General features: G+C 69.8%; 23 protein-coding genes and 1 riboswitch. Of the genes, 7 read left to right on the top strand and 16 right to left on the bottom strand.

Features of this window, described 5'->3' with window-relative positions; translation table 11 throughout:
* Window positions 1–112: 112 nt before the first annotated feature.
* Together ACIGXX_RS18925 and ACIGXX_RS18920 are read left to right on the top strand one after the other, a co-directional pair.
* Window positions 113–1,378 (top strand): PTS transporter subunit EIIC, encoded by a 1,266-nt coding sequence (locus ACIGXX_RS18925; protein WP_351164774.1) that lies wholly within the window; start codon window positions 113–115, stop codon window positions 1,376–1,378.
* Between the two features lie 105 nt (window positions 1,379–1,483).
* Entirely contained in the window at window positions 1,484–2,410 is a 927-nt protein-coding gene (locus ACIGXX_RS18920) for a hypothetical protein (protein WP_399977000.1), read from the top strand.
* On the opposite strand, the gene ACIGXX_RS18915 is transcribed toward ACIGXX_RS18920, so the two are convergent.
* On the bottom strand, window positions 2,407–3,159 hold the full coding sequence (locus ACIGXX_RS18915) for an MBL fold metallo-hydrolase (RefSeq protein WP_351164778.1): 753 nt from the start codon (window positions 3,157–3,159) through the stop codon (window positions 2,407–2,409). The genes ACIGXX_RS18920 and ACIGXX_RS18915 overlap by 4 nt on opposite strands.
* Window positions 3,160–3,383: 224 nt before the next feature.
* Between ACIGXX_RS18915 and ACIGXX_RS18910 the strand changes: the two genes are divergently transcribed.
* Entirely contained in the window at window positions 3,384–3,845 is a 462-nt protein-coding gene (locus ACIGXX_RS18910; RefSeq protein WP_399976997.1) for a type II toxin-antitoxin system PemK/MazF family toxin, read from the top strand.
* Between the two features lie 64 nt (window positions 3,846–3,909).
* Here ACIGXX_RS18910 and ACIGXX_RS18905 read toward each other — a convergent pair whose 3' ends face one another.
* The 10 genes from ACIGXX_RS18905 to clpS form a co-directional block, all read right to left on the bottom strand.
* A complete protein-coding gene (locus ACIGXX_RS18905) occupies window positions 3,910–4,863 on the bottom strand; it encodes a cysteine synthase (RefSeq protein WP_351164780.1) in 954 nt (317 codons plus the stop codon).
* A gap of 6 nt (window positions 4,864–4,869) precedes the next feature.
* A complete protein-coding gene (locus ACIGXX_RS18900; RefSeq protein WP_351164782.1) occupies window positions 4,870–5,148 on the bottom strand; it encodes a MoaD/ThiS family protein in 279 nt (92 codons plus the stop codon).
* Window positions 5,149–5,286: 138 nt separating this feature from the next.
* Window positions 5,287–5,388 (bottom strand): putative leader peptide, encoded by a 102-nt coding sequence (locus ACIGXX_RS18895; protein ID WP_336605789.1) that lies wholly within the window; start codon window positions 5,386–5,388, stop codon window positions 5,287–5,289.
* Between the two features lie 69 nt (window positions 5,389–5,457).
* Window positions 5,458–6,261 (bottom strand): ABC transporter ATP-binding protein, encoded by an 804-nt coding sequence (locus ACIGXX_RS18890; protein ID WP_351164784.1) that lies wholly within the window; start codon window positions 6,259–6,261, stop codon window positions 5,458–5,460.
* Window positions 6,258–7,346: a FecCD family ABC transporter permease gene (locus ACIGXX_RS18885; protein WP_399977583.1), complete on the bottom strand. Its 1,089-nt coding sequence runs from the start codon at window positions 7,344–7,346 to the stop codon at window positions 6,258–6,260. The genes ACIGXX_RS18890 and ACIGXX_RS18885 overlap by 4 nt, the downstream gene beginning before the upstream one ends.
* Before the next feature lie 104 nt (window positions 7,347–7,450).
* Window positions 7,451–8,410 carry an ABC transporter substrate-binding protein gene (locus tag ACIGXX_RS18880; RefSeq protein WP_361470774.1) on the bottom strand — a complete coding sequence of 320 codons (960 nt, stop codon included), beginning with the start codon at window positions 8,408–8,410 and terminating at the stop codon, window positions 7,451–7,453.
* A 43-nt stretch (window positions 8,411–8,453) separates the two neighbouring features.
* A riboswitch (cobalamin riboswitch) is annotated at window positions 8,454–8,610 on the bottom strand.
* Window positions 8,574–8,996, bottom strand: coding sequence for a M67 family metallopeptidase (locus ACIGXX_RS18875; protein ID WP_361470773.1), 423 nt, complete (start codon window positions 8,994–8,996; stop codon window positions 8,574–8,576). Its footprint overlaps the riboswitch before it by 37 nt.
* A gap of 85 nt (window positions 8,997–9,081) precedes the next feature.
* Complete coding sequence (locus ACIGXX_RS18870) at window positions 9,082–10,551, bottom strand: amino acid permease (protein ID WP_351164789.1); 1,470 nt, start codon at window positions 10,549–10,551, stop codon at window positions 9,082–9,084.
* A gap of 377 nt (window positions 10,552–10,928) precedes the next feature.
* Window positions 10,929–11,525, bottom strand: a complete 597-nt coding sequence (locus ACIGXX_RS18865) for a DUF2017 domain-containing protein (protein ID WP_351164790.1) — start codon at window positions 11,523–11,525, stop codon at window positions 10,929–10,931.
* An 11-nt stretch (window positions 11,526–11,536) separates the two neighbouring features.
* Window positions 11,537–11,851 (bottom strand): ATP-dependent Clp protease adapter ClpS, encoded by a 315-nt coding sequence (clpS, locus tag ACIGXX_RS18860; RefSeq protein WP_160505277.1) that lies wholly within the window; start codon window positions 11,849–11,851, stop codon window positions 11,537–11,539.
* 80 nt (window positions 11,852–11,931) lie between these two features.
* Between clpS and ACIGXX_RS18855 the strand changes: the two genes are divergently transcribed.
* Window positions 11,932–13,260 (top strand): nicotinate phosphoribosyltransferase, encoded by a 1,329-nt coding sequence (locus ACIGXX_RS18855; RefSeq protein WP_351164791.1) that lies wholly within the window; start codon window positions 11,932–11,934, stop codon window positions 13,258–13,260.
* Window positions 13,261–13,408: 148 nt separating this feature from the next.
* On the top strand, window positions 13,409–13,993 hold the full coding sequence (locus ACIGXX_RS18850; RefSeq protein WP_351164792.1) for a nicotinamidase: 585 nt from the start codon (window positions 13,409–13,411) through the stop codon (window positions 13,991–13,993).
* A gap of 61 nt (window positions 13,994–14,054) precedes the next feature.
* Here the strand turns inward: ACIGXX_RS18850 and ACIGXX_RS18845 are convergent, their stop codons facing one another.
* Together ACIGXX_RS18845 and ACIGXX_RS18840 are read right to left on the bottom strand one after the other, a co-directional pair.
* A complete protein-coding gene (locus ACIGXX_RS18845) occupies window positions 14,055–14,408 on the bottom strand; it encodes a hypothetical protein (RefSeq protein ID WP_351164793.1) in 354 nt (117 codons plus the stop codon).
* Between the two features lie 156 nt (window positions 14,409–14,564).
* Window positions 14,565–16,979, bottom strand: a complete 2,415-nt coding sequence (locus ACIGXX_RS18840; protein ID WP_399976984.1) for an immune inhibitor A domain-containing protein — start codon at window positions 16,977–16,979, stop codon at window positions 14,565–14,567.
* A 474-nt stretch (window positions 16,980–17,453) separates the two neighbouring features.
* Here ACIGXX_RS18840 and ACIGXX_RS18835 point away from each other — a divergent pair, with 474 nt between their 5' ends.
* Entirely contained in the window at window positions 17,454–17,747 is a 294-nt protein-coding gene (locus ACIGXX_RS18835) for a hypothetical protein (protein WP_351164821.1), read from the top strand.
* 57 nt (window positions 17,748–17,804) lie between these two features.
* Here ACIGXX_RS18835 and ACIGXX_RS18830 read toward each other — a convergent pair whose 3' ends face one another.
* Together ACIGXX_RS18830 and ACIGXX_RS18825 are read right to left on the bottom strand one after the other, a co-directional pair.
* A complete protein-coding gene (locus ACIGXX_RS18830) occupies window positions 17,805–18,455 on the bottom strand; it encodes an RDD family protein (RefSeq protein WP_351164795.1) in 651 nt (216 codons plus the stop codon).
* A gap of 161 nt (window positions 18,456–18,616) precedes the next feature.
* Window positions 18,617–20,194, bottom strand: coding sequence for an RDD family protein (locus tag ACIGXX_RS18825; RefSeq protein ID WP_351164797.1), 1,578 nt, complete (start codon window positions 20,192–20,194; stop codon window positions 18,617–18,619).
* 231 nt (window positions 20,195–20,425) lie between these two features.
* On the opposite strand from ACIGXX_RS18825, the gene ACIGXX_RS18820 reads away from it, so the two are divergent.
* The gene (locus tag ACIGXX_RS18820) at window positions 20,426–20,905 is read left to right on the top strand and encodes an SsgA family sporulation/cell division regulator (protein WP_351164798.1); all 480 of its coding nucleotides are present in this window, start codon (window positions 20,426–20,428) and stop codon (window positions 20,903–20,905) included.
* Between the two features lie 43 nt (window positions 20,906–20,948).
* Here the strand turns inward: ACIGXX_RS18820 and ACIGXX_RS18815 are convergent, their stop codons facing one another.
* Window positions 20,949–22,328 carry an FAD-linked oxidase C-terminal domain-containing protein gene (locus ACIGXX_RS18815; RefSeq protein WP_351164799.1) on the bottom strand — a complete coding sequence of 460 codons (1,380 nt, stop codon included), beginning with the start codon at window positions 22,326–22,328 and terminating at the stop codon, window positions 20,949–20,951.
* Between the last annotated feature and the right edge of the window lie 71 nt (window positions 22,329–22,399).

Below are 22,399 nucleotides of genomic sequence, written 5' to 3'. Positions count from 1 at the left end.
GTCTACACCACTAATTGGTGTAGACCACGCGGCTCTCGCCGCGGACCCCCGGAGACGCCGCCGTCCCGCTCTTCCCTGTCCCCAGGCGGCGCCTTGCCCACTGGAGGAAGTTGTGTCCACGGCCAGTGCCGCCCCCGCGGCAGACAAGAAGAAGGGCGCAGGCGCGATGGCTGTCATGCAGCGCATCGGCCGCAGCCTCATGCTGCCGGTCGCCGTGCTGCCCGCAGGCGCCCTGCTCATCCGCCTCGGCCAGCCCGACATGCTGGGCCGCGAGTCCTTCCCCGAGTTCATCACCAAGATCGCCACCTTCATGGCGGCCGGCGGCAGCGCGATCATCGACAACATGGCGCTGCTGTTCGCCGTGGGCATCGCGATCGGCTTCGCCAAGAAGTCGGACGGCTCGACCGCTCTCGCGGCCGTCACCGGCTACCTGGTCTTCCAGAAGGTGCTCGGCACCTTCACGGACAAGAACCTGCCGAAGGTCGCCACCGCCGTCGACGGCAAGGTCGTCATGGTGGACGCGCCCGTGGACGCCAAGGTCCTGGGCGGCGTGGTCATGGGCATAGTCGTGGCCCTGCTCTACCAGAAGTTCTACCGGACGAAGCTGCCCGACTGGGCGGGCTTCTTCGGCGGCCGCCGCCTGGTCCCGATCCTCTCCGCCTTCGCGGGTCTGTTCATCGGCATCATCTTCGGCTACATCTGGCCGGTCCTCGGCACGGGTCTGCACAACTTCGGTGAGTGGCTGGTCGGTTCGGGCGCGGTCGGCGCGGGCATCTTCGGTGTCGTCAACCGTGCGCTGATCCCGGTCGGCATGCACCACCTGCTGAACTCCTTCCCGTGGTTCCAGGCCGGTTCGTACGAGGGCAAGAGCGGCGACATCGCCCGCTTCCTCCAGGGCGACCCGTCCGCCGGACAGTTCATGACCGGCTTCTTCCCGATCATGATGTTCGCGCTCCCCGCGGCCTGCCTCGCGATCGTCCACTGTGCGCGCCCCGAGCGCCGCAAGGTCGTCGGCGGCATGATGTTCTCCCTCGCGCTCACCGCGTTCGTCACCGGCGTGACCGAGCCGATCGAGTTCACGTTCATGTTCATCGCCCCGGTGCTGTACGCGATCCACGCGGTGCTCACCGGTGTCTCCATGGCCCTCACCTGGTCGCTCGGCATGAAGGACGGCTTCGGCTTCTCGGCCGGCGCGATCGACTTCTTCCTCAACCTGGGCATCGCGACCAAGCCCTGGATGCTCGTGCTCGTCGGCCTCTGCTTCGCGGTGGTCTACTACGCGATCTTCCGCTTCGCGATCACCAAGTGGAACCTTCCGACGCCGGGCCGCGAGTCCGACGAGGAGCTCGCCGAGCTCCAGAAGGCCGAGGCGAAGTAGGCCCCGGCCGCACCTCACCTCAGCCTGACCTCAGGACGTAAGCCCCTCGCCATCGGTACCAACGGCGAGGGGCTTCGTCCTGCTCCGCGGCTTACGGTCGTAGACATGACCACCCCCCGCATCCTCGACCTCGACCGCGACCACCTCGCCGCCCTCAGCGGCCGCGCCCTGACCGCGTCGGTCGCCGCGGCCGAGGGGCGCACCATGGTCGGCGAGGTCTTCGCCGACCGGGCGGCGCTCGTCCCGATGCCCGGCATGCCCGGTGTGCACAACGCCGAGCTGGTGGCGGCCTTCGGCGCCGACATCGTCGTACTGAACCTGATCGAGCGGGCCTGGGACGGCGAGCGGCTCGATCTGCCGGGCCTTGGCACATTCGCCTCCATCTCCGAGCTCGCCGCCTTCATCGGGCGGCCCGTCGGCATCAATCTGGAGCCCGGCGACGTCCCCGAGATCCGCCGCGCCAAGCCCGAGTACGCCAGACGGCTCATCGACATGGGCGCGGCGATGCTCTGCCTGACGGCGAACCCGGGGACGGGCGGTTCGTACGAGGGGCTGGCGCGGGTCACGGAGGAGCTGAGGCAGGGCCTCGGTGACGACGTCGCGCTCTGGAGCGGCAAGATGCACCACGCCGGTCACCCGGAGCGGGTCACCGCCGCCCGGCTCACCTCGCTCGTGGACGCGGGCGCGGACGGCGTCGTCATGCCGCTGCCCGGGACGCTGCCCGGAGTCACCAAGGAGCTGGCTGCCGACGCGGTGGCCGCGGTGCAGGACGCGGGGGCGATCGTGATGGGGGCGATCGGCACCAGCCAGGAGGGCAGCCACGCGAACGTCGTGCCGCAGCTGGCCCTGAACGCGAAGGAAGTGGGCGTCGACGCCCACCACTTCGGGGACTCCTACCTGCCGGGCATGTGCGACCCGGAGGTCATGTACGCCTACTCGGTCGCGATCCGCGGCCGCCGCCACACCTGGAACAGGATGGCGCTCGGCGGCCGCGGCACGAGGCGCCGGATCGCTGGATCGCCGGACCGCTAGATCTCGTAGCTGCGGCCGGGCGCGGCGAGTTCGGCCGGGCCGTCGTACACCGTCCGTGCGTCCGCCAGGTTCGCCTGGGGGTCCGTCCACGGCGGGATGTGGGTGAGGAGCAGGCGCGCGGCGCTCGCGCGCTGGGCGGACTCACCCGCCTCACGGCCGTTGAGGTGCAGGTCGGGAATGTTCTCCTTGCCGTGCGTGAAGGCCGCTTCGCAGAGGAACAGGTCGGTGTCGGCGGCCAGTTCGTCGAGCGCGCCGCACACTCCGGTGTCTCCCGAGTACGTGAGGGACTTGCCCCCGTGCTCGACCCGGATGGCGTACGCCTCGACCGGGTGGCGCATCTTCTCCGTGCGGACCGAGAACGGGCCGATGTCGAACGCGGCCGGCTTCACGGTGTGGAAGTCGAAGACCTCGCTCATCGAGGAGGCCGATGGGGTGTCGGCGTACGCGGTGGTCAGGCGCTGTTCGGTGCCCTCGGGTCCGTAGACCGGGATGGGGGCGCAGCGGCCGCCGTCGTGCCGGTAGTAGCGCGCCACGAAATAGGCGCACATGTCGATGCAGTGGTCGGCGTGCAGATGACTGAGGAAGATCGCGTCGATGTCGTAGAGACCGACATGGCGCTGCAACTCGCCCAGGGCACCATTGCCCATGTCGAGAAGCAGCCGGAAGCCGTCGGCCTCGACGAGGTAGCTCGAGCAGGCCGAGTCCGCGGACGGAAACGACCCCGAGCAGCCGACGACGGTGAGCTTCATGGAGCGGAAACCTCCGGGGGCGAAACGGGGGTTGTGCGGGGGCCTTGCGGGGGCTCGCGAAGGGCCTTGGGGGAGGCTCCTCGAGGAGTGCTGCGATCCGTCGAGCGTAAGGCGCAAAAGGTCCGGTCGCTCCTCCGTCGTGGGCCGTTGTGGGAGAACTCACCTGCGGTGTCACCGGTTCGGGGGGCGCGCGGGGCGGGGTGCGCGCCGGTACCGTCTGCGGTATGGATACGTCGTGGTGGCTCGCGCTGGCCGCTGTCGTGGTGCTCGCGATGGTCGCCGCGGTGGTGGACGGCCGGGGGCGCAGCGACCGCGGACCCCGGGGTCGGACGACCCGGCCGCCGGGCCATCCTCGCGGGCCGCGCCGCAGGCTGCCCGCGCCCAAGCCGGCGGAGATCTGGTGGGCGAAGGTGCCCTACGAGGACGGTCCTGGCGAGAAGGACAGGCCCTGTCTCGTGCTGTCCGTGCGGGGCGAGAGCGCGGTCGTCGCGAAGATCACCAGCAAGTACCACGACGAGCGGGCCGGGGTGATCCCGCTGCCGCCCGGGTCGGTGGGGGACGCGCGGGGGCGGCCCAGCTTCCTGGAGACGGACGAGCTGCGGGACGTGCCGGTGTGGGAGTTCCGCCGGCGGGCGGGGATCGTCGATCCGGCGCTGTGGGACCAGGTGCGGTACTTGGCGGGTTGAGCAGTAAGAACGCCGGACGGGCTGGAGATCTCCAGCCCGTCCGGCGTTCGGTCCGTCTCCGCTCTCAGGCCCAGAGCTGGCCCTGAAGCGTTTCGATGGCCGCCTCGGTCGTCGTCGCCGTGTAGACGCCCGTCGACAGGTACTTCCAGCCGCCGTCGGCGACCACGAAGACGATGTCGGCGGACTCCCCCGCGGCCACCGCCTTCTTGCCCACGCCGATCGCCGCGTGCAGCGCGGCCCCGGTGGAGACCCCGGCGAAGATGCCCTCCTGCTGGAGCAGCTCGCGGGTGCGCGTCACCGCGTCCGCCGAGCCGACCGAGAAGCGGGTGGTCAGGACGGACGCGTCGTACAGCTCGGGGACGAAGCCCTCGTCGAGGTTCCGCAGGCCGTACACGAGGTCGTCGTAGCGGGGCTCCGCGGCGACGATCTTGATGTCCGGCTTCTGCTCGCGCAGGAAGCGGCCCACGCCCATGAGCGTGCCCGTGGTGCCAAGGCCCGCCACGAAGTGGGTGACGGAGGGGAGGTCCGCGAGGATCTCGGGGCCGGTCGTCGCGTAGTGGGCGCCCGCGTTGTCCGGGTTGCCGTACTGGTAGAGCATCACCCAGTCCGGGTGCTCGGCCGCCAGCTCCTTGGCCACGCGTACGGCCGTGTTGGAGCCGCCCGCCGCCGGGGACGGGATGATCTCCGCGCCCCACATGGCGAGGAGCTCACGCCGCTCCTGCGAGGTGTTCTCCGGCATGACGCAGACGATGCGGTAGCCCTTGAGCTTGGCCGCCATCGCCAGCGAGATGCCGGTGTTGCCGGACGTCGGCTCCAGGATCGTGCAGCCGGGCGTCAACCGCCCGTCCTTCTCCGCCTGTTCGACCATGTGCAGCGCCGGGCGGTCCTTGATGGAACCGGTCGGGTTCCGGTCCTCCAGCTTCGCCCAGATCCGGACGTCGTCGGAGGGGGACAGGCGCGGCAGGCGGACGAGGGGCGTGTTGCCCACGGCCGCCAGCGGGGAGTCGTAGCGAGGCATCCGCGATCAGACCATGCCGCCGGCCACGGCCGGGAGGATCGTGACGTTGTCGCCGTCCGTGAGTTTGGTGGAGATGCCGTCCAGGAAGCGGACGTCCTCGTCGTTCAGGTACACGTTCACGAAGCGGCGCAGCTTGTCGCCGTCCACGATGCGCTCGGCGATGCCCGCGTGCCGCGAGTCGAGGTCGGCGAAGAGCTCGGCGAGGTTGTCCCCGCTGCCCTCGACGGCCTTGGCGCCGTCGGTGTAGGTGCGGAGGATGGTCGGGATGCGGACCTCGATGGCCATGGCTGGGAGCTCCTGTCGGGAGAAGTCACGTGGGTGGGCGCGCGGCGGCCCGGTGGTGCGGGTGCGTCAGTGCGAGTGCGCAAGGCGGTGCGATGCGCGGAGGTGGCGCCGCGGCTCACGGCCGTACGGCGGCGGCTGTCAGCGCGAACAGATCGCGCTGGAAAGCCTGCACAAATCGACGTGCAGACGCGCAACGAGCAGCATGCCCGGCATCTTGTCGCTCACGTCGTGGGGAACCATGCGGTCATCGTATCGATTCCCGGTCCGGGTTCTGGAATGTGATCTCGCATGGTGGACGGATTACGTCCATCACGTGGATGACGGGAGCTTCGGGGCAGCTGAGGGCAGGTACGTCACCGTGGGTGCGCCGGTGGCCGGATGCACCGCGACCTCCGCCGTCACCCCGTACACCTCGGCGAGGAGCTCGCTGGTCAGGACCTCCTTCGGGGGTCCTGAGGCGACCAGGCGGCCGGCCTCGAGCACGTACAGGCGATCGCAGTAGTAGGCCGCCAGATTGAGGTCGTGCAGGGCCAGGAGATTCGTCGTGCCGAGGTCGCGGACCAGGGAGAGGATCTCCAGCTGGTAGCGGATGTCCAGGTGGTTGGTCGGCTCGTCCAGGACGAGGACCGCGGGCTCCTGGACCAGGGCCCTCGCCACCAGCGCCCGCTGGCGCTCGCCGCCGGAGAGCCCGGCGAAGGCGCGGTGGGCCAGATCCGCGGCGCCGACCCGCTCCAGGGCCTCGTCGACCAGGACGTCGTCCCGCGCGGTGTCCGCCTCCCAGAAGCGCTTGTGCGGGGAGCGGCCCATGGCGACGATCTGCCGGACGGTGAGCTCGAAGCCGGTGTGCCCGTCCTGCGGGACGGTGGCGATGCGGCGGGCGCGGTCCTTGGCCGAGCGGGCGGCGAGGTCGTCGCCGTCCAGGAGCACGCGGCCGCCGGTGGGCGTGAGGGTGCCGTAGACGCAGCGCAGGAGGGTGGTCTTGCCGCTGCCGTTGGGGCCGACGAGGCCGATGGTCTCGCCGCGGGCGGCGTGCAGGGTGACGTCGTCGACGAGGGTCCTGCCGTCCACGACGTAGGTGAGGGACTCGGTGCCGAGTACGGCCGGGCTGCTCATGCGGTCGCCTCCGTACGGTTCCTGCGCAGCATCCACAGGAAGAAGGGGCCGCCGGTCAGCGCCGTCAGGACGCCGACCGGGATGTCCTGCGGGGCGGCGACCGTGCGCGCGGCGAGGTCGGCGGCCACCAGGAACACCGCGCCCATCAGGGCCACCACCGGCAGGAGCGCCCGGTGCGCGGCGCCGACCAGCATCCGGGCCGCGTGCGGCACCATCAGGCCGACGAAGCCGATGGCTCCGCTGTACGCGACGAGTACGCCGGTCAGGAGCGAGGCGAGGACGAAGACGGCGGCGCGGAAGCGGGCCGTGTCCAGGCCGAGGACGGTGGCGCCCTCCTCCCCCACCAGGAGCAGGTCGAGCGGGCGGGCCAGGGCGACGAGCAGCGCCGTGCCCACGATCAGGGCGGCGGCGGGCAGGGCGAGCATGTCCCAGCGGGCGCTGCCGAGGCCGCCGAGGGTCCAGTACAGGACCTCCTTCAGGTGGTCCGTGCTGTCGGCCATGATCAGGATCAGGCTGGTCAGGGCGGAGAGGATGTACGAGACGGCCACCCCGGCCAGGATCAGCCGGCCGGTGGCGAAGCCTCCGCCGCCGGACCTGGCCAGGGTGTAGACGACGAGCAGGGAGAGCAGCGCGCCGGCGAAGGCGGCGGCCGGAAGGGTGACGGTGGTGGCCAGCCCCGCGCCCAGGCCGAAGACACTGCCGAGGACGATGACGGCGACGGCTCCCGCGGAGGCACCGGAGGAGACGCCGAGCAGGAACGGATCGGCCAGCGGGTTCCTCACCAGGGCCTGCAGGACGGTGCCGATGACGGCGAGCCCGGCGCCTACGGCTGCGCCGAGCAGCACCCTGGGGAGTCGCACGTCCAGCACGATGGTGCGGAACGGGGAGGGCTGCGCGCCGCCCGTCAGGATCTGAAGGACGTCGGCCGTGGGTATGCGGACCGAGCCCAGCGCGAGACCCGCGACGACTGCCGCCGCGAGGGCTGCGCAGAGCGCCGCTATGACTGTCGTGTAGCGCAGCCGTCCGCGGGTCGGTGTGATCCTGGCGGGGCCTTCCCCAACCCCGCCCCTTCCCGGCTGTGACATGTGCGGCTCCGCCGCGGGCCGCTCCGGCGCGGGGGCCTTGGTCGCCGTCATCACCGGCTCCGCCGAGTTCGTCCTCAAACGCCGGACGGGCTGAATCCGCCCCCTCACAGCTGGTCCGCCAGCTTCTTCACCGCCCCCGGTGCCCGCACCCCCACCACCGTGTCCGACAGGGGCAGGACCGCGAAGCGCTGATGCTTGACGGCGGGGACGTCCGCGAGGACCGGGTCGTCCAGGAGGCGCTTCTTCTTCTGGGCGACCGTCGTGCCGCCGTAGTCGAGGATCACGATCACCTCGGGCTTGCGGTCGACCACCGACTCCCAGGACGCGTCGCCGAAGGACTTGTCCAGGTCGGCGAAGACGTTGCGGCCGCCGGCCCGCTCGATGATGTCGTTGCCGATGCCCCGGCCGCCCGCCGTGAACGCGGTCTTGTCGCCGCTGTCGTAGACGAAGACCGGGATCGGCTTCCTGGACTTCGACTTCGCTTCCGTCGCGGACAGTTCGCGCTTGGCCGCGCCCACCCACTCGTCCGCCCGCTGCCGCACGCCGAACGTGCTGCCGACCTCGCGGACCTCCTGGTAGACGTCGTCCATCGACACGGCCCGCTTCGCGCAGCCCTCGACGTTGAGGCGGCTCTCGATGCCGGACTTCGCCAGGGCCTTGCGGCTGCGGCCCTCGCCCGCCTGGAAGGCGCTCGCGTAGCCGCCGTAGACGAAGTCGGGGTCGGCGGCCAGGAGCTTCTCGTACGAGGGGTATTCCTTGGCGAGGACGGGGGTGTCCGCGTACGCCTTCGCGTACTTCGGCAGGACCTTGTCGTCCAGGTACGCCGTGCCCGCGATGCGGTCCTTCAGGCCCAGCTCCAGCATCACTTCCGTGACGTGCTGGTTCATCGTGACGGCGCGCTTCGGCGGTGCTTCGTACGTCGTCTTCACGCCACAGTTGGTGACCGTGTACGGGAAGCCCCGCGTCTTGGCCTGCGGCTTCGCGTCGGTGCCGTCGGAGGACGAACACGCGGCGAGCGGGACCAGCAGCGCCGCGGCGACAAACACGCGTAGGGGACGGGACATGGCTGAGCTGCCTCCTCCAGGGGATTCCGCGTCCCCTGCGTCGTGGGAGAAGAGGGCGGCAGGTCAGTTCCTGACTGCCCCGCCCGCGAAGGGTGGGGTCACAGTGGCGGGACCGTGCCGGATTCGCACCGGCTTCCTGGGTCCTGCCGCCTCAAGGTGAAGCTCAGTATGCCTGGACGACCTTCACCTCTTCTTCGGTGACCTCGCCCTCGACGATCCGGAAGGAGCGGAACTGGAACTCGCCCGCGTCGTCGGCGTCGGCCGTGGAGACCAGGACGTAGTGGGCGCCCGGCTCGTTCGCGTACGTGATGTCCGTGCGCGAGGGGTACGCCTCGGTCGCCGTGTGCGAGTGGTAGACGATCACCGGCTCCTCGTCGCGGTCGTCCATCTCGCGGTAGAGCTTGAGCAGGTCACCCGAGTCGAACTCGTAGAACGTGGGCGAGCGGGCCGCGTTCAGCATCGGGATGAAGCGCTCGGGGCGGCCGGTGCCCTCCGGGCCCGCGACCACACCGCAGGCCTCGTCGGGGTGGTCCTGGCGCGCGTGCGCGACGATCTGGTCGTGGAGGGCCTGGGTCAGGGTCAGCATGGCAGCCAGGATAAGCAGAAGGGCCCGCCCGTACCGAAGGATGGTACGAGCGGGCCCACATGCTGGGACGAGGGGTGTTACGGCACTACTTCACCGCGTCCTGCGGCTCGGCCTTGTCGCCGCCCGCGGGCTGCGCGCCCCGCTTCTGCATGATCAGGTAGCCGACGCCGAGGATCAGGGCCCACACCGGAGCCGCGTAGAGCGAGATCCGCGCGTCCTTGTCGATGCCCATCATCACGATGACCATCCCGATGAAGGCGAGCGCGAACCAGCTCGTGTACGGAGCGCCCGGCGCCCGGAAGGTGGACTGCGGCAGCTCGCCGCGGTCGGCCTTGCGGCGGTACTTGATCTGGCAGACCAGGATCATGATCCAGGCCCACATGCCGGAGATGGTCGCGAAGGAGACGACGTAGTTGAACGCCTCGCCCGGCCACTGGTAGTTGATCCAGACGCCGACCAGCATCAGCGTGGCGGAGAAGGTGGTGCCGACCAGCGGCAGGCCGTTCTTCGTCAGCTTGGTGAAGAACTTCGGGCCCTGGCCGTTGAGCGCCAGGTCGCGCAGCATGCGGCCGGTGGAGTACATGCCGGAGTTGCAGGAGGAGAGCGCGGCCGTCAGGACGACGAAGTTGACGATGGCGGCGCCGATGCCCAGGCCCATCTCCTCGAAGGCCGCGACGAACGGCGAGACGCCCGGCTGGAACGTGGTCCACGGGACGACCGAGAGGATCATGATGAGCGCGCCGACGTAGAAGACGGCGATGCGCCACGGCACGGTGTTGATGGCCTTGGGCAGGACGGTCTTGGGGTCCTTGGACTCGCCCGCGGTGACGCCGACGAGCTCGACGGCGAGGAAGGCGAACATCACGATCTGCAGCGTCATCAGCGTGGAGCCGATGCCGTTCGGGAAGAAGCCGCCCTGGTCCCACAGGTGGGACACGGACGCGGTGTCACCGGCGTCGGAGAAGCCGATGGTGAGGACGCCGGCGCAGATGAGGATCATGCCGATGATCGCGGTGACCTTGACCATCGAGAACCAGAACTCGAGCTCGCCGAAGAGCTTCACGGAGATCAGGTTGGCGCCGTACAGGATGACCGTGAAGATCAGCGCGTAGGCCCATTGTGGAATGGAGCCGTGCGTCCAGTACTGCATGTACTGGGCCGCCGCCGTGACTTCCGTGATGCCGGTCACGACCCAGAAGAGCCAGTACGTCCAGCCGGTCACGTACCCGAAGAACGGGCTGATGAATTCACGCGCGTACTCCGAGAAGGAGCCCGACACGGCGCGGTACATGAGCAGCTCGCCCAGGGCCCGCATGATGAAGAAGATGACGAGGCCGGCGATGGCGTACGCCAGGATGAGGCTCGGACCGGCCTTGTGGATGGCCTTGCCCGCGCCGAGGAACAGGCCGGTGCCGATGGCACCGCCGATCGCGATCATCTGGATCTGCCGGGCACCTAGCCCGCGCTGATAACCCTCGCCTGACGAGCCGGGCGAACCGCCCGCGCCGTCGGCCTCATTGCCGTCGTGATGCTCTTCGACCTGCACTGAGGTCATGGTGACGCCTTTCTCCACGCTAGATCCGTGAGCCCGCAGTCTGCGTCATGGCCACGGATCAGGTCCTGATCCCCCCGGATATGGATGGAGTGCTACCGGCGGTCTGCCGGCCCGAGCGCCACCGGTGACATGGGTGGCGTCACCGAGTGGTCGTGAAGATTTATCACGGTCGCAATAGTGATCGGTTCATCCGCGTGTGGCCCACACCACGAGAAGAACCGGACAAAATTCCCCTGACGCGTCAAACACGGGCAATGAAGTGACACGATCGTTATCCGGATTTGAGCGTCCGCTGAGCGAACGCGAGGTAACCGCTGCTACATACAACGACTTTGCTGTGACATTCAGCCCTCGCCGTCAGCCCTCGGCCCTCAGCCTCAGTCGATGAGCGTGCCGACCAAGGTCTCCTGCAGACCGCCCAGCCAGAGATAGGCCATCACCATCGGCTTGCGCGGATCGGAGTCCGGCAGCTGGTAGAGCACGTCCGTGTCGTCCTCGTCGGTCACTTCCAGGCGCGCGCCGATCGCGAGACGCAGGTCGTTGAGCGCGCCGAGCCAGTGCCGCGACTCGTCGGCGGACAGCTTCAGGACGGCGCCGCCCTCGCCCCTGGACGTCATGGCGTCGAGGCAGCGGATCACCACCAGGGCGTCGTCGCGCTTCTTGGCCCGCAGGTCGTTCTCGGTGAAGCGCCGGAACTCCGAGGAATACGCCCGCACTTCCTCCTCGTCGGCCTTCTCGCTGCCCGGACCGCCGTACGCGTCCGGCAGCAGCCGCTGGAGGACCGGGTCGGTGGGCGGCTCGCTGGGGCCCTCCGCGAACAGCTCCGCGAGCGGGTCGTCGGAGGCGTCCTCGGCCGGGCCCGGCCCGATCAGCTCCAGGAGCTGCACGGCGAGGGACCGGATGATCGAGATCTCGACCTCGTCGAGCGCGACGGCCGCGCCGCCCCCGGGAATGGCTTCGAATTGTCCTGGCATCAGATGCGTCGCTACTTCCGGTCCTGCTGGAGGGTGGCCCACAGCCCGTACCCGTGCATGGCCTGTACGTCGCGCTCCATCTCCTCGCGGGAGCCGGTGGAGACGACGGCACGGCCCTTGTGATGCACGTCCATCATGAGCTTCGTGGCCTTCTCCTTCGAGTACCCGAAGTAGGACTGGAACACATAGGTCACGTAACTCATCAAATTGACCGGGTCGTTGTGGACCAGCGTGATCCATGGGACGTCCGGCTCCGGAACGGCGAAGGTCTCTTCGTCCGATTCGGGGCGGGTGATCTCTGCGGGAGCCGTACTCACTTGTCCCATGCTGCCACTCGCAGGGGGCCCTCGCACAAATGGACTCACGAAATCGTCAGAGTGACGAGATGCGGGGTAGCATCCTTCGTATGAACACAGCGGACCTTGGGCTGCCGGTGGATGTTCCGTCGACAGCGCTCTTCACGGATCACTACGAGCTCACGATGCTGCAGGCCGCCCTGAAGGCCGGCACCGCCGATCGGCGCTCCGTCTTCGAGGTCTTCACCCGCAGACTGCCCGAGGGGCGCCGCTACGGCGTGGTGGCCGGAACCGGCCGGGTCCTGGACGCCGTGGAGAACTTCCGCTTCGACGCCGACGTCATCGGCTTCCTGCGCGAGCGCCGCGTGGTCGACGAGGCGACCCTCCAGTGGCTCTCCTCGTACCGCTTCAGCGGCGACATCTGGGGCTACCCGGAGGGCGAGGTCTACTTCCCCGGCTCGCCGATCCTGCGCGTCGAGGGCTCCTTCGCCCAGTGCGTGCTCCTGGAGACGGTGATCCTCTCCATCCTCAACCACGACTCGGCGATCGCGGCCGCGGCGTCCCGGATGGCCTCGGCCGCCGGTGAGCGCCCGCTGATCGAGATGGGCGCACGGCGTACGCACGAGCTGGCGGCCGTCGCCGCGTCGCGCGCCGCCTACGTCGGCGGCTTCGCCACCACGTCCGACCTGGCGGCCGGCTTCCGCTACGACATCCCCACGGTCGGCACGTCGGCCCACGCCTTCACCCTGCTGCACGACAACGAACGCGACGCCTTCCAGGCCCAGGTCGACTCCCTGGGCCCCGGCACGACCCTGCTCGTCGACACGTACGACGTGACCGAGGCCGTCCGCACCGCCGTCGAGGTCGCCGGGCCCGAGCTCGGCGCCGTGCGCATCGACTCCGGCGACCTGCTCCTGGTCGCGCACCGGGTGCGCCAGCAGCTGGACGAGCTCGGCGCGACGAAGACGAAGATCGTCGTGACCTCCGACCTGGACGAGTACGCCATCGCCTCGCTGGCCGCGGCGCCCGTGGACGCGTACGGCGTGGGCACGCAGCTCGTCACCGGGTCCGGGCACCCGACCTGTTCGATGGTCTACAAGCTGGTGGCCCGCGCCCATTCGGCCGACACGAAGGCTCCGCTGGAGCCGGTGGCCAAGAAGTCGCTCGGCGCCAAGTCCTCGGTGGGCGGTCGCAAGTGGGCCGCGCGGCGGCCCGACGAGCACGGGGTGGCCGAGGCCGAGGTGATCGGCACGGGTGCGGTGCCGGTGGAGCTCGCCGACCACCAGCTCCTGGTCGAGCTGGTCAAGGGCGGTGAGGTGGTGGCGCGCGAGCCGCTCGACACCGTGCGCGACCGGCACGCGGCGGCGCGGGAGCGGCTTCCGCTGTCGGCCACGCAGCTGTCCAAGGGCGAGGCCGTCATTCCGACGGAATACATCTGAATCAGCTGATTGTGCGCCGGAGCGGAGGGCAGGGCGTTCGAACGCCCTCTCCCGTATCGCAGACGGAGTCTCTACGCTCGGTTCATCCGGCCGAGTCCCCCTCCCTCCTCCCACCGCCTACGAGTCTTGCCGAGCCGAAGGACACCCGATGCGCCGCGCTCTGATCGTCGTCGATGTACAGAACGACTTCTGTGAAGGCGGCAGCCTCGCGGTCGCCGGGGGCTCCGACGTGGCCGCCGCGATCACCGAGCTGATCGGCCAGGCACCCGCGGGCTACCGGCACGTGGTGGCCACCCGCGATCACCACATCGACCCGGGCGACCACTTCTCGGACCACCCGGACTACGCCCGCTCCTGGCCCCCGCACTGCGTGGCGGGGACGGAGGGCATCGGGTTCCACCCGAACTTCGCGCCGGTCGTCGCGTCCGGGGCGATCGACGCGGTCTTCGACAAGGGGGCCCACACGGCCGCCTACAGCGGCTTCGAGGGGGCCGACGAGAACGGCGTCTCGCTGGCGGACTGGCTGCGGGAGCGGAAGATCACCGACGTGGACGTGGTGGGCATCGCCACGGACCACTGCGTACGCGCCACGGCCCTGGACGCGGTGCGTGAGGGGTTCGGCACGGTGGTCCTGCTCGACCTGACCGCGGGTGTCTCCAAGGAGACGACCGAGCGGGCCCTGGAGGAGCTCAAGGCTGCCGGGGTGGAGCTGACGGGCAAGCCGGTCGTCTAGGTCCAGTGCCCCGTCAGGGGCGCGGGACCGTGAAATGTGCGGCTCCGCCGGGTGGGCGCGATCAGCCCCCACCGGCCCGCAGGGGCAGATCGGACGGTCTCTGCCCCTGGAGCGCCTGCCGCTTCAGGGCCCGGATCGGATGCCAGAGCTCGGCGGCGGCGTCCGGCGCCGTACGCCATATGAGCCCGTCCGGGTGATGAAGGACCGCCGTGATCTCGTCCGGCGTCGGCGGCTCCGCGTTGCCCCGCAGATAGACGGCGCGCATGCCCAGGTTCCGCAGGCGCGTCAGCGCCCTCGCACGGTTCACCGCGTGGACGATCATCCGGACGTTGCCGCCGCCCAGGGAAGGGCTCGGCAGCGTCAAGGCCACCACCACGCTGCCGTTCGGCAGCTTGCTGAAACCTCCTGCGGACATGGCTGGTCACACCCCCGTGAGACGTCGCACGGGGCCCGAAACCGGAACAGCCGGACCCCGTGTCAATAAGAAATCCACAGGACGCACCTAAACACGATCGGCCGCCGCCCGCTAGGGGGCGACGGCCGATCATGGCTTGACCTGCGAAAACGCTAATTACTTCTTCGAGGGACCCACCTGGACCGTGATCGAGGAGCCATCCTTCGGCTGCTTGATGATCTTGATCTGAGTGTTGGTGTCAGTGACCTTGACACTTCCCGTGCCGTTCTCCTTGTACCAGTAGGTGCCCTTGTGGTCGTCGAAGACCGGGACGCCCTTCTGGGACTTGATCTTCAGCGCCACGTCCGCGTTGTGGAGCGTGAACTTGTCCGTCGCGTACTTGCTGAAGGGCGCGTCGAACGGCTGGATCTTGTTGCGCAGGAGCGTGCCGTCCGCCCACTTGAGCGGCTTGGCGTGCGCGTCCACCGGCAGGATCAGGCCCTGGCCGGGGTGCGCGCTGGTGTTGTTGTCCTTCTGCGAGGTGTCCCACTGCCAGACCATCAGGCCGGTCTGGTACGCGTAGTGCTCCACCCAGTCCGGACGGGACTTCGAGAAGCCGAAGTTGTACGGGCCGACCTTCAGGGTCTTGTCGTACGACACGTACTGCCGGTTCTCGGCGAGGTAGTACTGGTCGTAGTTCTTGGTGAAGGACTCGCCGATGCGCGAAAAGCCCTTCGCCGTCCAGCCGTTGTCGTCGCCCTCGGCGCCGTCCTCGAAGACCTTGGCGCCGTCCGCGGTGACCGCGAGGGCGTCGGCCGCGAAGCCCTTGCCGCCCGCGCCGCCGTCCGTCGAGTAACGGAAACGGACGTCGATCTTCTTGCCGGCGTACGCGTCGAGCGGGAACGCGAGCTTCTTGTACGCACCCGAAGCACCGGTCAACGCGGGCTTGTCACCGGCATCGCGCGTGATGGGCTTGCCGTCCGCGGTGCCGTCCACGGGCACCCAGTTGGCGCCGCCGTCCGTCGACACCTCGGTGTAGAGGTAGTCGTAGTTGGCCTCGATGTCCCACCAACCGTCCAGCGTGAGCTCGGACTTGGACTTGCCGGTCAGGTCGACCGAGCGCGTCAGGGTGTTCTTGAGGTCGTCGCCCTGGTCGCTCCACCACTGCTTGGAGCCCTGGGTGGGCTTGGTGACCGTGGTGGTGACGGGCTTCTTCGGGAGGTCGACGACGAGCGCCTGGCGGTGCCGGGTGTTGTACTCGGAGACGCCCAGCTTGTGCTCGGACGTCGTCGCGGCCTTGGCCTTGGCGTAGTCGAGCCAGCCCAGCTGGAACTTGTCCCAGGCGGTCATGTCGCCGGGCAGGTCACCGATGGCGTCCTTGCCGGTGCCGAGCCAGGAACCGGCCGACATCAGCGACCAGAAGCCGACCGAGTTCTCGCCCTTGCCCGAGGTGTCGTACAGGTCGGGCAGGCCCAGGTCGTGGCCGTACTCGTGGGCGAAGACGCCGAGGCCGCCGTTCTCCGGCTGCATCGTGTAGTCGCCGACCCAGATGCCCGAGTCGCCGATCTGCGTGCCGCCCGCCTTGTTCTCGCCGGGACCGGTCTTGCCCGCGTCGCTGCCGTACGCGTACCAGCGGTGCGCCCACAGGGCGTTGGTGCCCTCGGCGCCGCCGCCGGCCGACTCGTCCTCGCCCGCGTGGACGATCTGGAAGTGGTCGATGTAGCCGTCCGGCTCGTTGAAGTTGCCGTCGCCGTCGAAGTCGTAGCGGTCCCAGAGGTCGTACTTGGCGAGGTCCGCCTTGATCTGGGCGTCCGTGCGGCCCTGGGCCTTCTGGTCCTTGGTCCAGGCGGTGACGCCGTCCTTCACCGCGTCCCAGACGTTGGCGCAGTTGGTGTCGCCGCAGTAGTTGGAGCCGTACCGCGCCTCGTTGTAGTCGACCTTGACCCAGTCGGAGACCTCTCCGTCGACCGAGTACCGGCCCGAGGAGGTCTTCTCGTAGTAGGTCTTCAGGGAGTGCTTGGTCTTGCCCTTGGCGTCCTTGCCCTCACCGAAGTAGAGGTCCTGGAAGTGCTTCCGGTTGTAGTCCTTCTGCCAGGCCGTGCTGTTGTCCTTCGCACGGTCCGGCTCGGCTATCTTGTTGTGCGCCGGGCCGGGCTTGCCGCCGTACTTCTTGATCGGCGCCTCGGGTCCTTCCGGGCCGTCGGGGTCGAACATGGTGGTGTCGTCCACCTTGTCCCCGAACTCCACCAGGATCGTGAAGATCTTGTCGGTCTTCTCCCGGCCCAGCTCGACGTACTTCTTGTCGTCGAGCTTCACGACCTGGGAGCCGCCGCGCTTCTGCACCTTCGCGTCGCCCTCGACGACCTGCTGAAGGGCCGCCTGGCGCTGCTGGGCCTGCTGCTTGCTGAAGGGCCCGTCGAGGTCGTGGTCGACCTGCGCCTTGACCCTGCTCGGGTCCTGCCGGTCGATGGCGGGAGCTCCGGTGGGCCCACTGTCCTCGGCCGATGCGGTGGCTGCCGAGAACGTGGCGGCTGCCGCGGCCATCGCCACGGCAGCCGCGGTGGCTCTGAACGTCCGTCTTCTGACTGTCACTTGATGCTGTCCTCCCCCGCGTCCGCGCGAAGGCGGGCCGAGGTCCCGGTCGGAGGAGGTCCGCGCGCGATACGCGTCACAAGTGACGACATTGGACCGGAGATACGGAAGAAAAGACAGACCTTGACTTGAACAGGCCAAGTACACTATGCAGGCTCGCGGCTCCGCTATCCGGACGCGCGCGCCCGCCCGTGGCCATGGTCAACAGGCGCGTCGAACCGTCCACTTGATGGACGTCATGAACCCGTGCGCCCCCTGTGCTGCCGCACCGTGGGTTAGGTCACGCTTACTGCCCGTTCCCGTCGGGCATGGAGCGGATTAGAGTCAATCGACGGTGCGTTCCAACGCGAGGCGACACTTCTCAAGTCGCCGCAGCCGAGCATCCTTTGATTCGTATACAGCTTCACATTGGGCTCGACCACCCCCGCATCCGCTGTCCCGAGGACGGATTACGCCATGCCTCGTCCCATGCCGCTGCCTCGTCCCACCTCCGCGCAGATCACCTACGGCACGCTGACCGTCGTCTTCTCGACGCTGGCCATGCTGCTGCTCTCCCAGACGAGTTCGGGCATCGGTGTAGCGGTGATAGCCGCCGCCGCGCTCGGCCTCGGCTTACTGGTGGCGATGACGGTCCCCCAGCCAAAACCCGTGGCCGCACCGGCCACACCGACAGCGCCCGCCGCCCGGACCACGGAGCAGCGCGTTCCGGCCCAGCGCGCCGCCGCGCCGGTCCTCGCCGATTCCGTACGCGAGCCGGCGGGCCCGTAGACCTCACGGACCCGCCCGATACGCCGCTGTCGCTGCCGCCGCAGCGGTCTGCCGCCGTCAGCCGGTGCTGACCACCACCGTCTTGGCCGCCTTGTCGTGCAGGCCCTGCTTGTAGGGCTTGTCGAAGAAGCTCCAGCCGCCGCAGATGGCTGTCCAGATGCAGGCGCAGCAGAAGGCGAACGGCAGCCAGAGGACGGCCGCGCGGACGAGCGCGGTCTGGAGCGTCGGGGTCGCCCCGTCGTTGAGGTTCGCGACCCGCAGCCCCAGCCACTTCTTGCCCAGGGTCTGGCCCGTCCTGGAGATCATGAAGCTGTCGTACGCGATGTAGAGCACGGCGGCGAGCAGGGACTGCCCGAAGCTCTTGCCGTACTGGACCTCGTCCGGGTCGACGTCGAACTCGTTCGTGCCGAAGGCCCAGGAGAGCAGCCAGACGACCACGCCGACGAGGATCATGTCGAGGATGCGGGCGAGTACGCGCTTGCCGCTCTCCGCCAGGGGCGGCATGCCGGCGAGGGGGTCACCGGCTCCGCCGTAGGGATCGCCGCCTCCGCCTCCGCCCGCGCCGTAGGGGCCCCCTCCCCCTCCATAGGGCGGGGGCGGGGGCGGTGTGCCGTAGGGCGAGCCGCCGCCGCTGTCCGGCGGGGGCTGCTTCCTGAAGGGGTCGTTGTCGTCGGGGGGCGGCGGGTATTGCGGCGGTTCGGTACTCATGGGCCGAGTCGACCGCGAGTGCGCCGGGGGCGCATTTGGGGAGCGGCTGTCTGGGTTAAGGGTGCCCTCGAACGCGACCGCAGGGTCTCAGCCCGTCCGGCCCTTGAGGACGAACTCGGCGAAGCCGCGGATCAACGGCGCCCGATGCCCAGGGGCCAGAACTAGCCCGCCACAAACGTTCCCGCAGCCTTGTCGTGCCAGCACTGGCGCCACGGGCGGTCGAAGACGCACCACAGGACGCCGACGACCCCGATCACCAGGACCCCCGGCACCACATAGACGAGCCAGCGCTTCAGCGCCACCCCGAACGTCGGCGCCTCGTGCTCCTCCATGTCCCGCACCTGGAGTCCGAGCACCTTCTTGCCCAGCGTCCGCCCCCACTTGGCCGTGGGCAGCACCTCGTAGAGGACGCCGAAGAGGAGCAGCACGGCAAGGACCATCCCGAGGTACCCCGCCGTGGTGCCGTCGAGCAGCCACACGGTGACCTTCTCGCCGGACATCTTCGCCGCGTCGATCTTGCTGTCGACGTGATCGGCGGCCTTCGTGCCGAGCGGCAGGGCCGCGGCCCCGGTCACGGCCACGAGAACGACCGTGTCGATGAGCCGCGCGGCGAACCGCCTGCCGAGCCCCGCGGGCCGCCCCGCGGCCTGGTTCTGCGCCATGGCGAGGAACGGGTCGCTGGCCACCGGCTTCCACGGCACGACGGGCTGCTGCTGCCCGTCCCCCTCGGCGAGCTGGTGCACCTGCTGCGCCCACGAGGGCGATCCGCCACCGGGCCCCGAGGTCACGGGCGATGCCGCGCCGCCCGGCGCACCGCCCTGCTGCGGGACGGTGGGCTGCGCGGGGGCAGGCGCGGGCGCGGGCGCAGGTGCCGCCGCGGGGGCGGGCGCGGGCGCGTGAGCGGCGGCCTGGGGTGGTACGGCGGCCTGCGGGGGCGCCGGGGTCCGTGCCGCCGTACCGGCGGCGGACGACTTCGGGCGGAGCGCCCGGATCGCCATGGTGCCTTCGGTGGCGGGCGCGGCGGCGGTGGGCCGCACCGGGCCCGCGGGCCTGCGGAACGTCACCGTGCCCTCGGCCGGGGGCTGCTGGTCCTTCGGCGGCGTACCGGCAGCGGGCTTGCCCGTCCCGTTGCCCGCCCCGCCCGGCTTGATCGCCCGGATCTGCACCGTGCCGGGCCCGTTCGTCTCCGGCGGAGAGGAAGCTTCCGCGGGAGCGGGAGCAGAGGCGGAGGGAGACGCGGAGGCAGAGGGAGCAGAGGGAGACGCGGATTCGGCGGCCGATTCGCTCGGCACCGGCACGCGCGGGTCCCGCGGGTCCCGGACCCCCGAGGCGTTGCGCTGCTCGGGCCCGCCCCAGGAAATCCGGCGCTCCTGCTCGCCGCCGAGCCCCGTCTGCCGAGCCGCGTCCGCCTGCCACGCGGAGGCGGGCTCGGGCCTGCTCCCATGCTGCGAGGCGCCGAGGTCGTCCGCACCGGCCGCCGCCTCGGGCGCCGACATGGACGACGACGGCATGGGCTCCTCGTCGAAGAAGTGCGGCCCGGTCTCCTCCGCCGCGGAGGCGGACGCGGGGGCCGCCCCCGGAGGCGCGGGGAGCGATTCGCCGTCGGTCGGGGCGGGACGGCTGGTCCCGGGCACCCAGGCCGCTCCGTTCCAGTACCGGACATATCCGGGAATGGACGGATCGGGGTAGTAGCCTTCGCGGGGCCTGTCGTCGCCTGGGGCCGGAGTTGGGGCGCTCATGTCCGTCGTCCCGTATCTGCTCGGGGGTCTTTTAGATGTTCCACATCTATCAGACCTCTGCGCCCCCCTGTGCGTCTCCTGCCCTACAGACCACTTTCCGGGCACAGTTCAACCACGTATCGACTCCGTACGGAAAAACTTTCCGGAACCCGCGTAATGCTCCGCGCCCACCGCGCTCTCTCCTTGCACGGGCCCGCTCCAGGGCCCCGAACAAGGAAGGGAAGCACCGACATGCACACCGTGGTGGAACGCGAGCTTGAGCTCAAACTCGTCCTCTCGCCGGAACGCGCCATCCCCGTCCCGGCCCGCCTCACCTACCGCACCGACGACCCCTTCGCCGTCCACATCGCCTTCCACATCGGCTCCGAACACCCCGTGAACTGGACGTTCGCCCGCGAACTCCTGGTCGAGGGCGTGTTCAGGCCCTGTGGGCACGGCGACGTCCGGGTCTGGCCGACCAAGGTCGACGGGCGCAGCGTCGTCCTGATGGCGCTGAGTTCACCCGACGGTGACGCCCTCCTCGAGGCGCCGGCGCCCGCCGTGTCCGCCTGGCTCGAGCGCACGCTGCGGGTGGTCCCTCCGGGCTCCGAGACTGAGCGGCTCGGCATCGACGACGGCCTCGCCGAGCTGCTCACACCGACCACGGGCCGTGTCGACGAGCTCTGGCTGCGCGACCCCTGGCCCTCGGACGAGTCCAAGGACGGTGAGTGAGCTCCGCCGCCACGGGGGCGACGTACGCAGAACAGGACCGGAGTCAGAACAGCTTGCCGGGGTTGAGGAGGGAGAGCGGGTCGAACGCCGCCTTGATGGCGCGCTGCATCTCCACGCCCACCGGGCCGATCTCGCGCGCCAGCCACTCCTTCTTCAGGACGCCCACGCCGTGCTCGCCGGTGATCGTGCCGCCGAGTTCCAGACCCAGGGCCATGATCTCGTCGAAGGACTCACGGGCGCGGCGGCCCTCGTCGGCGTCCGCGGCGTCGAAGCAGACGGTGGGGTGCGTGTTGCCGTCGCCCGCGTGTGCGCAGACCCCGATCGTGAGGCTGTACTTATCGGCGATGCGGTCGACGCCTTCGAGCATCTCCGCGAGCTTCGAGCGCGGCACGCACACGTCGTCGATCATCGTCGTGCCCTTGACCGCTTCGAGAGCGGTGAGCGACAACCGCCGTGCCTGGAGGAGTAGTTCGGACTCCGCCGCGTCCTCGGCCGGGACCACCTGGGTGGCGCCCGCGGCCTCGCAGAGCGCGCCGACGGCCGCGAGGTCCGCGGCGGGGTCCAGGGTGTCGAAGGCCGCGAGGAGCAGCGCTTCGGTGGTCTCCGGCAGGCCCATGTGGGCCAGGGCGTTCACGGCCCTGATGGTCGTACGGTCCATGAGTTCCAGGAGCGAGGGGACGTGCCCGCCCTCCATGATCTTGCATACGGCGTCGCAGGCGGCCTTGGCGGAGCCGAACTCAGCTGCCAGGACGAGCTGTTGGGGCGGCTGCGGCTTCAGGGCGAGGGTCGCGCGCACGACGATGCCGAGGCTGCCCTCGGAGCCGACGAAGAGGCGCGTGAGGTCGTAGCCCGCGACGCCCTTGGCCGTGCGCCGTCCGGTGCTCATGAGCCGTCCGTCGGCGAGGACGACGTCGAGGCCGAGGACGTACTCCGCCGTCACGCCGTACTTCACGCAGCACAGGCCGCCCGATGCGGTGCCGATGTTCCCGCCGATGGTGCAGGTCTCCCAACTGGACGGGTCCGGCGGGTAGTAGAGACCTTGTTCGTTCACGGCCCGGGAGAGCGTGGCGTTGACGACGCCGGGTTCGACGACCGCGATCCGGTCGACGGGGTTGATCTCCAGGATGCGGTCCATCTTGACCAGGGAGAGCACGATGCAGCCCTCGCTGGCGTTCGCGCCGCCCGAGAGGCCCGTGCGGGCGCCCTGCGGGACCACCGGGACGCGGAGCTCGGTCGCCGTGCGCATGACGTGCTGGACCTGCTCGACGGTGCGCGGCAGGACGACGACGGCCGGGGTGCCCGCGTCGCAGAAGCTCGCCATGTCGTTCGCGTACGAGGACGTGATGTCGGGGTCGGTGAGGACGGCCTCGGCGGGGAGGCCGTCCTGGCCCTCGTGGAGGAGTTCGATGAGTGTGCGGCTCATGATCACAGCCTCGCACCCGGGGCCATCGGTGTGAACCCGTGTGCGACGCCCCGTCCGCATGCCGGGATGTG

It is taken from the genome of Streptomyces sp. NPDC055243, assembly GCF_044544025.1.
Lineage (GTDB): Bacteria > Actinomycetota > Actinomycetes > Streptomycetales > Streptomycetaceae > Streptomyces.
The sequence above is the reverse complement of the archived record's forward strand: the minus strand, read 5'-3'. Positions and strand labels throughout refer to the sequence as shown.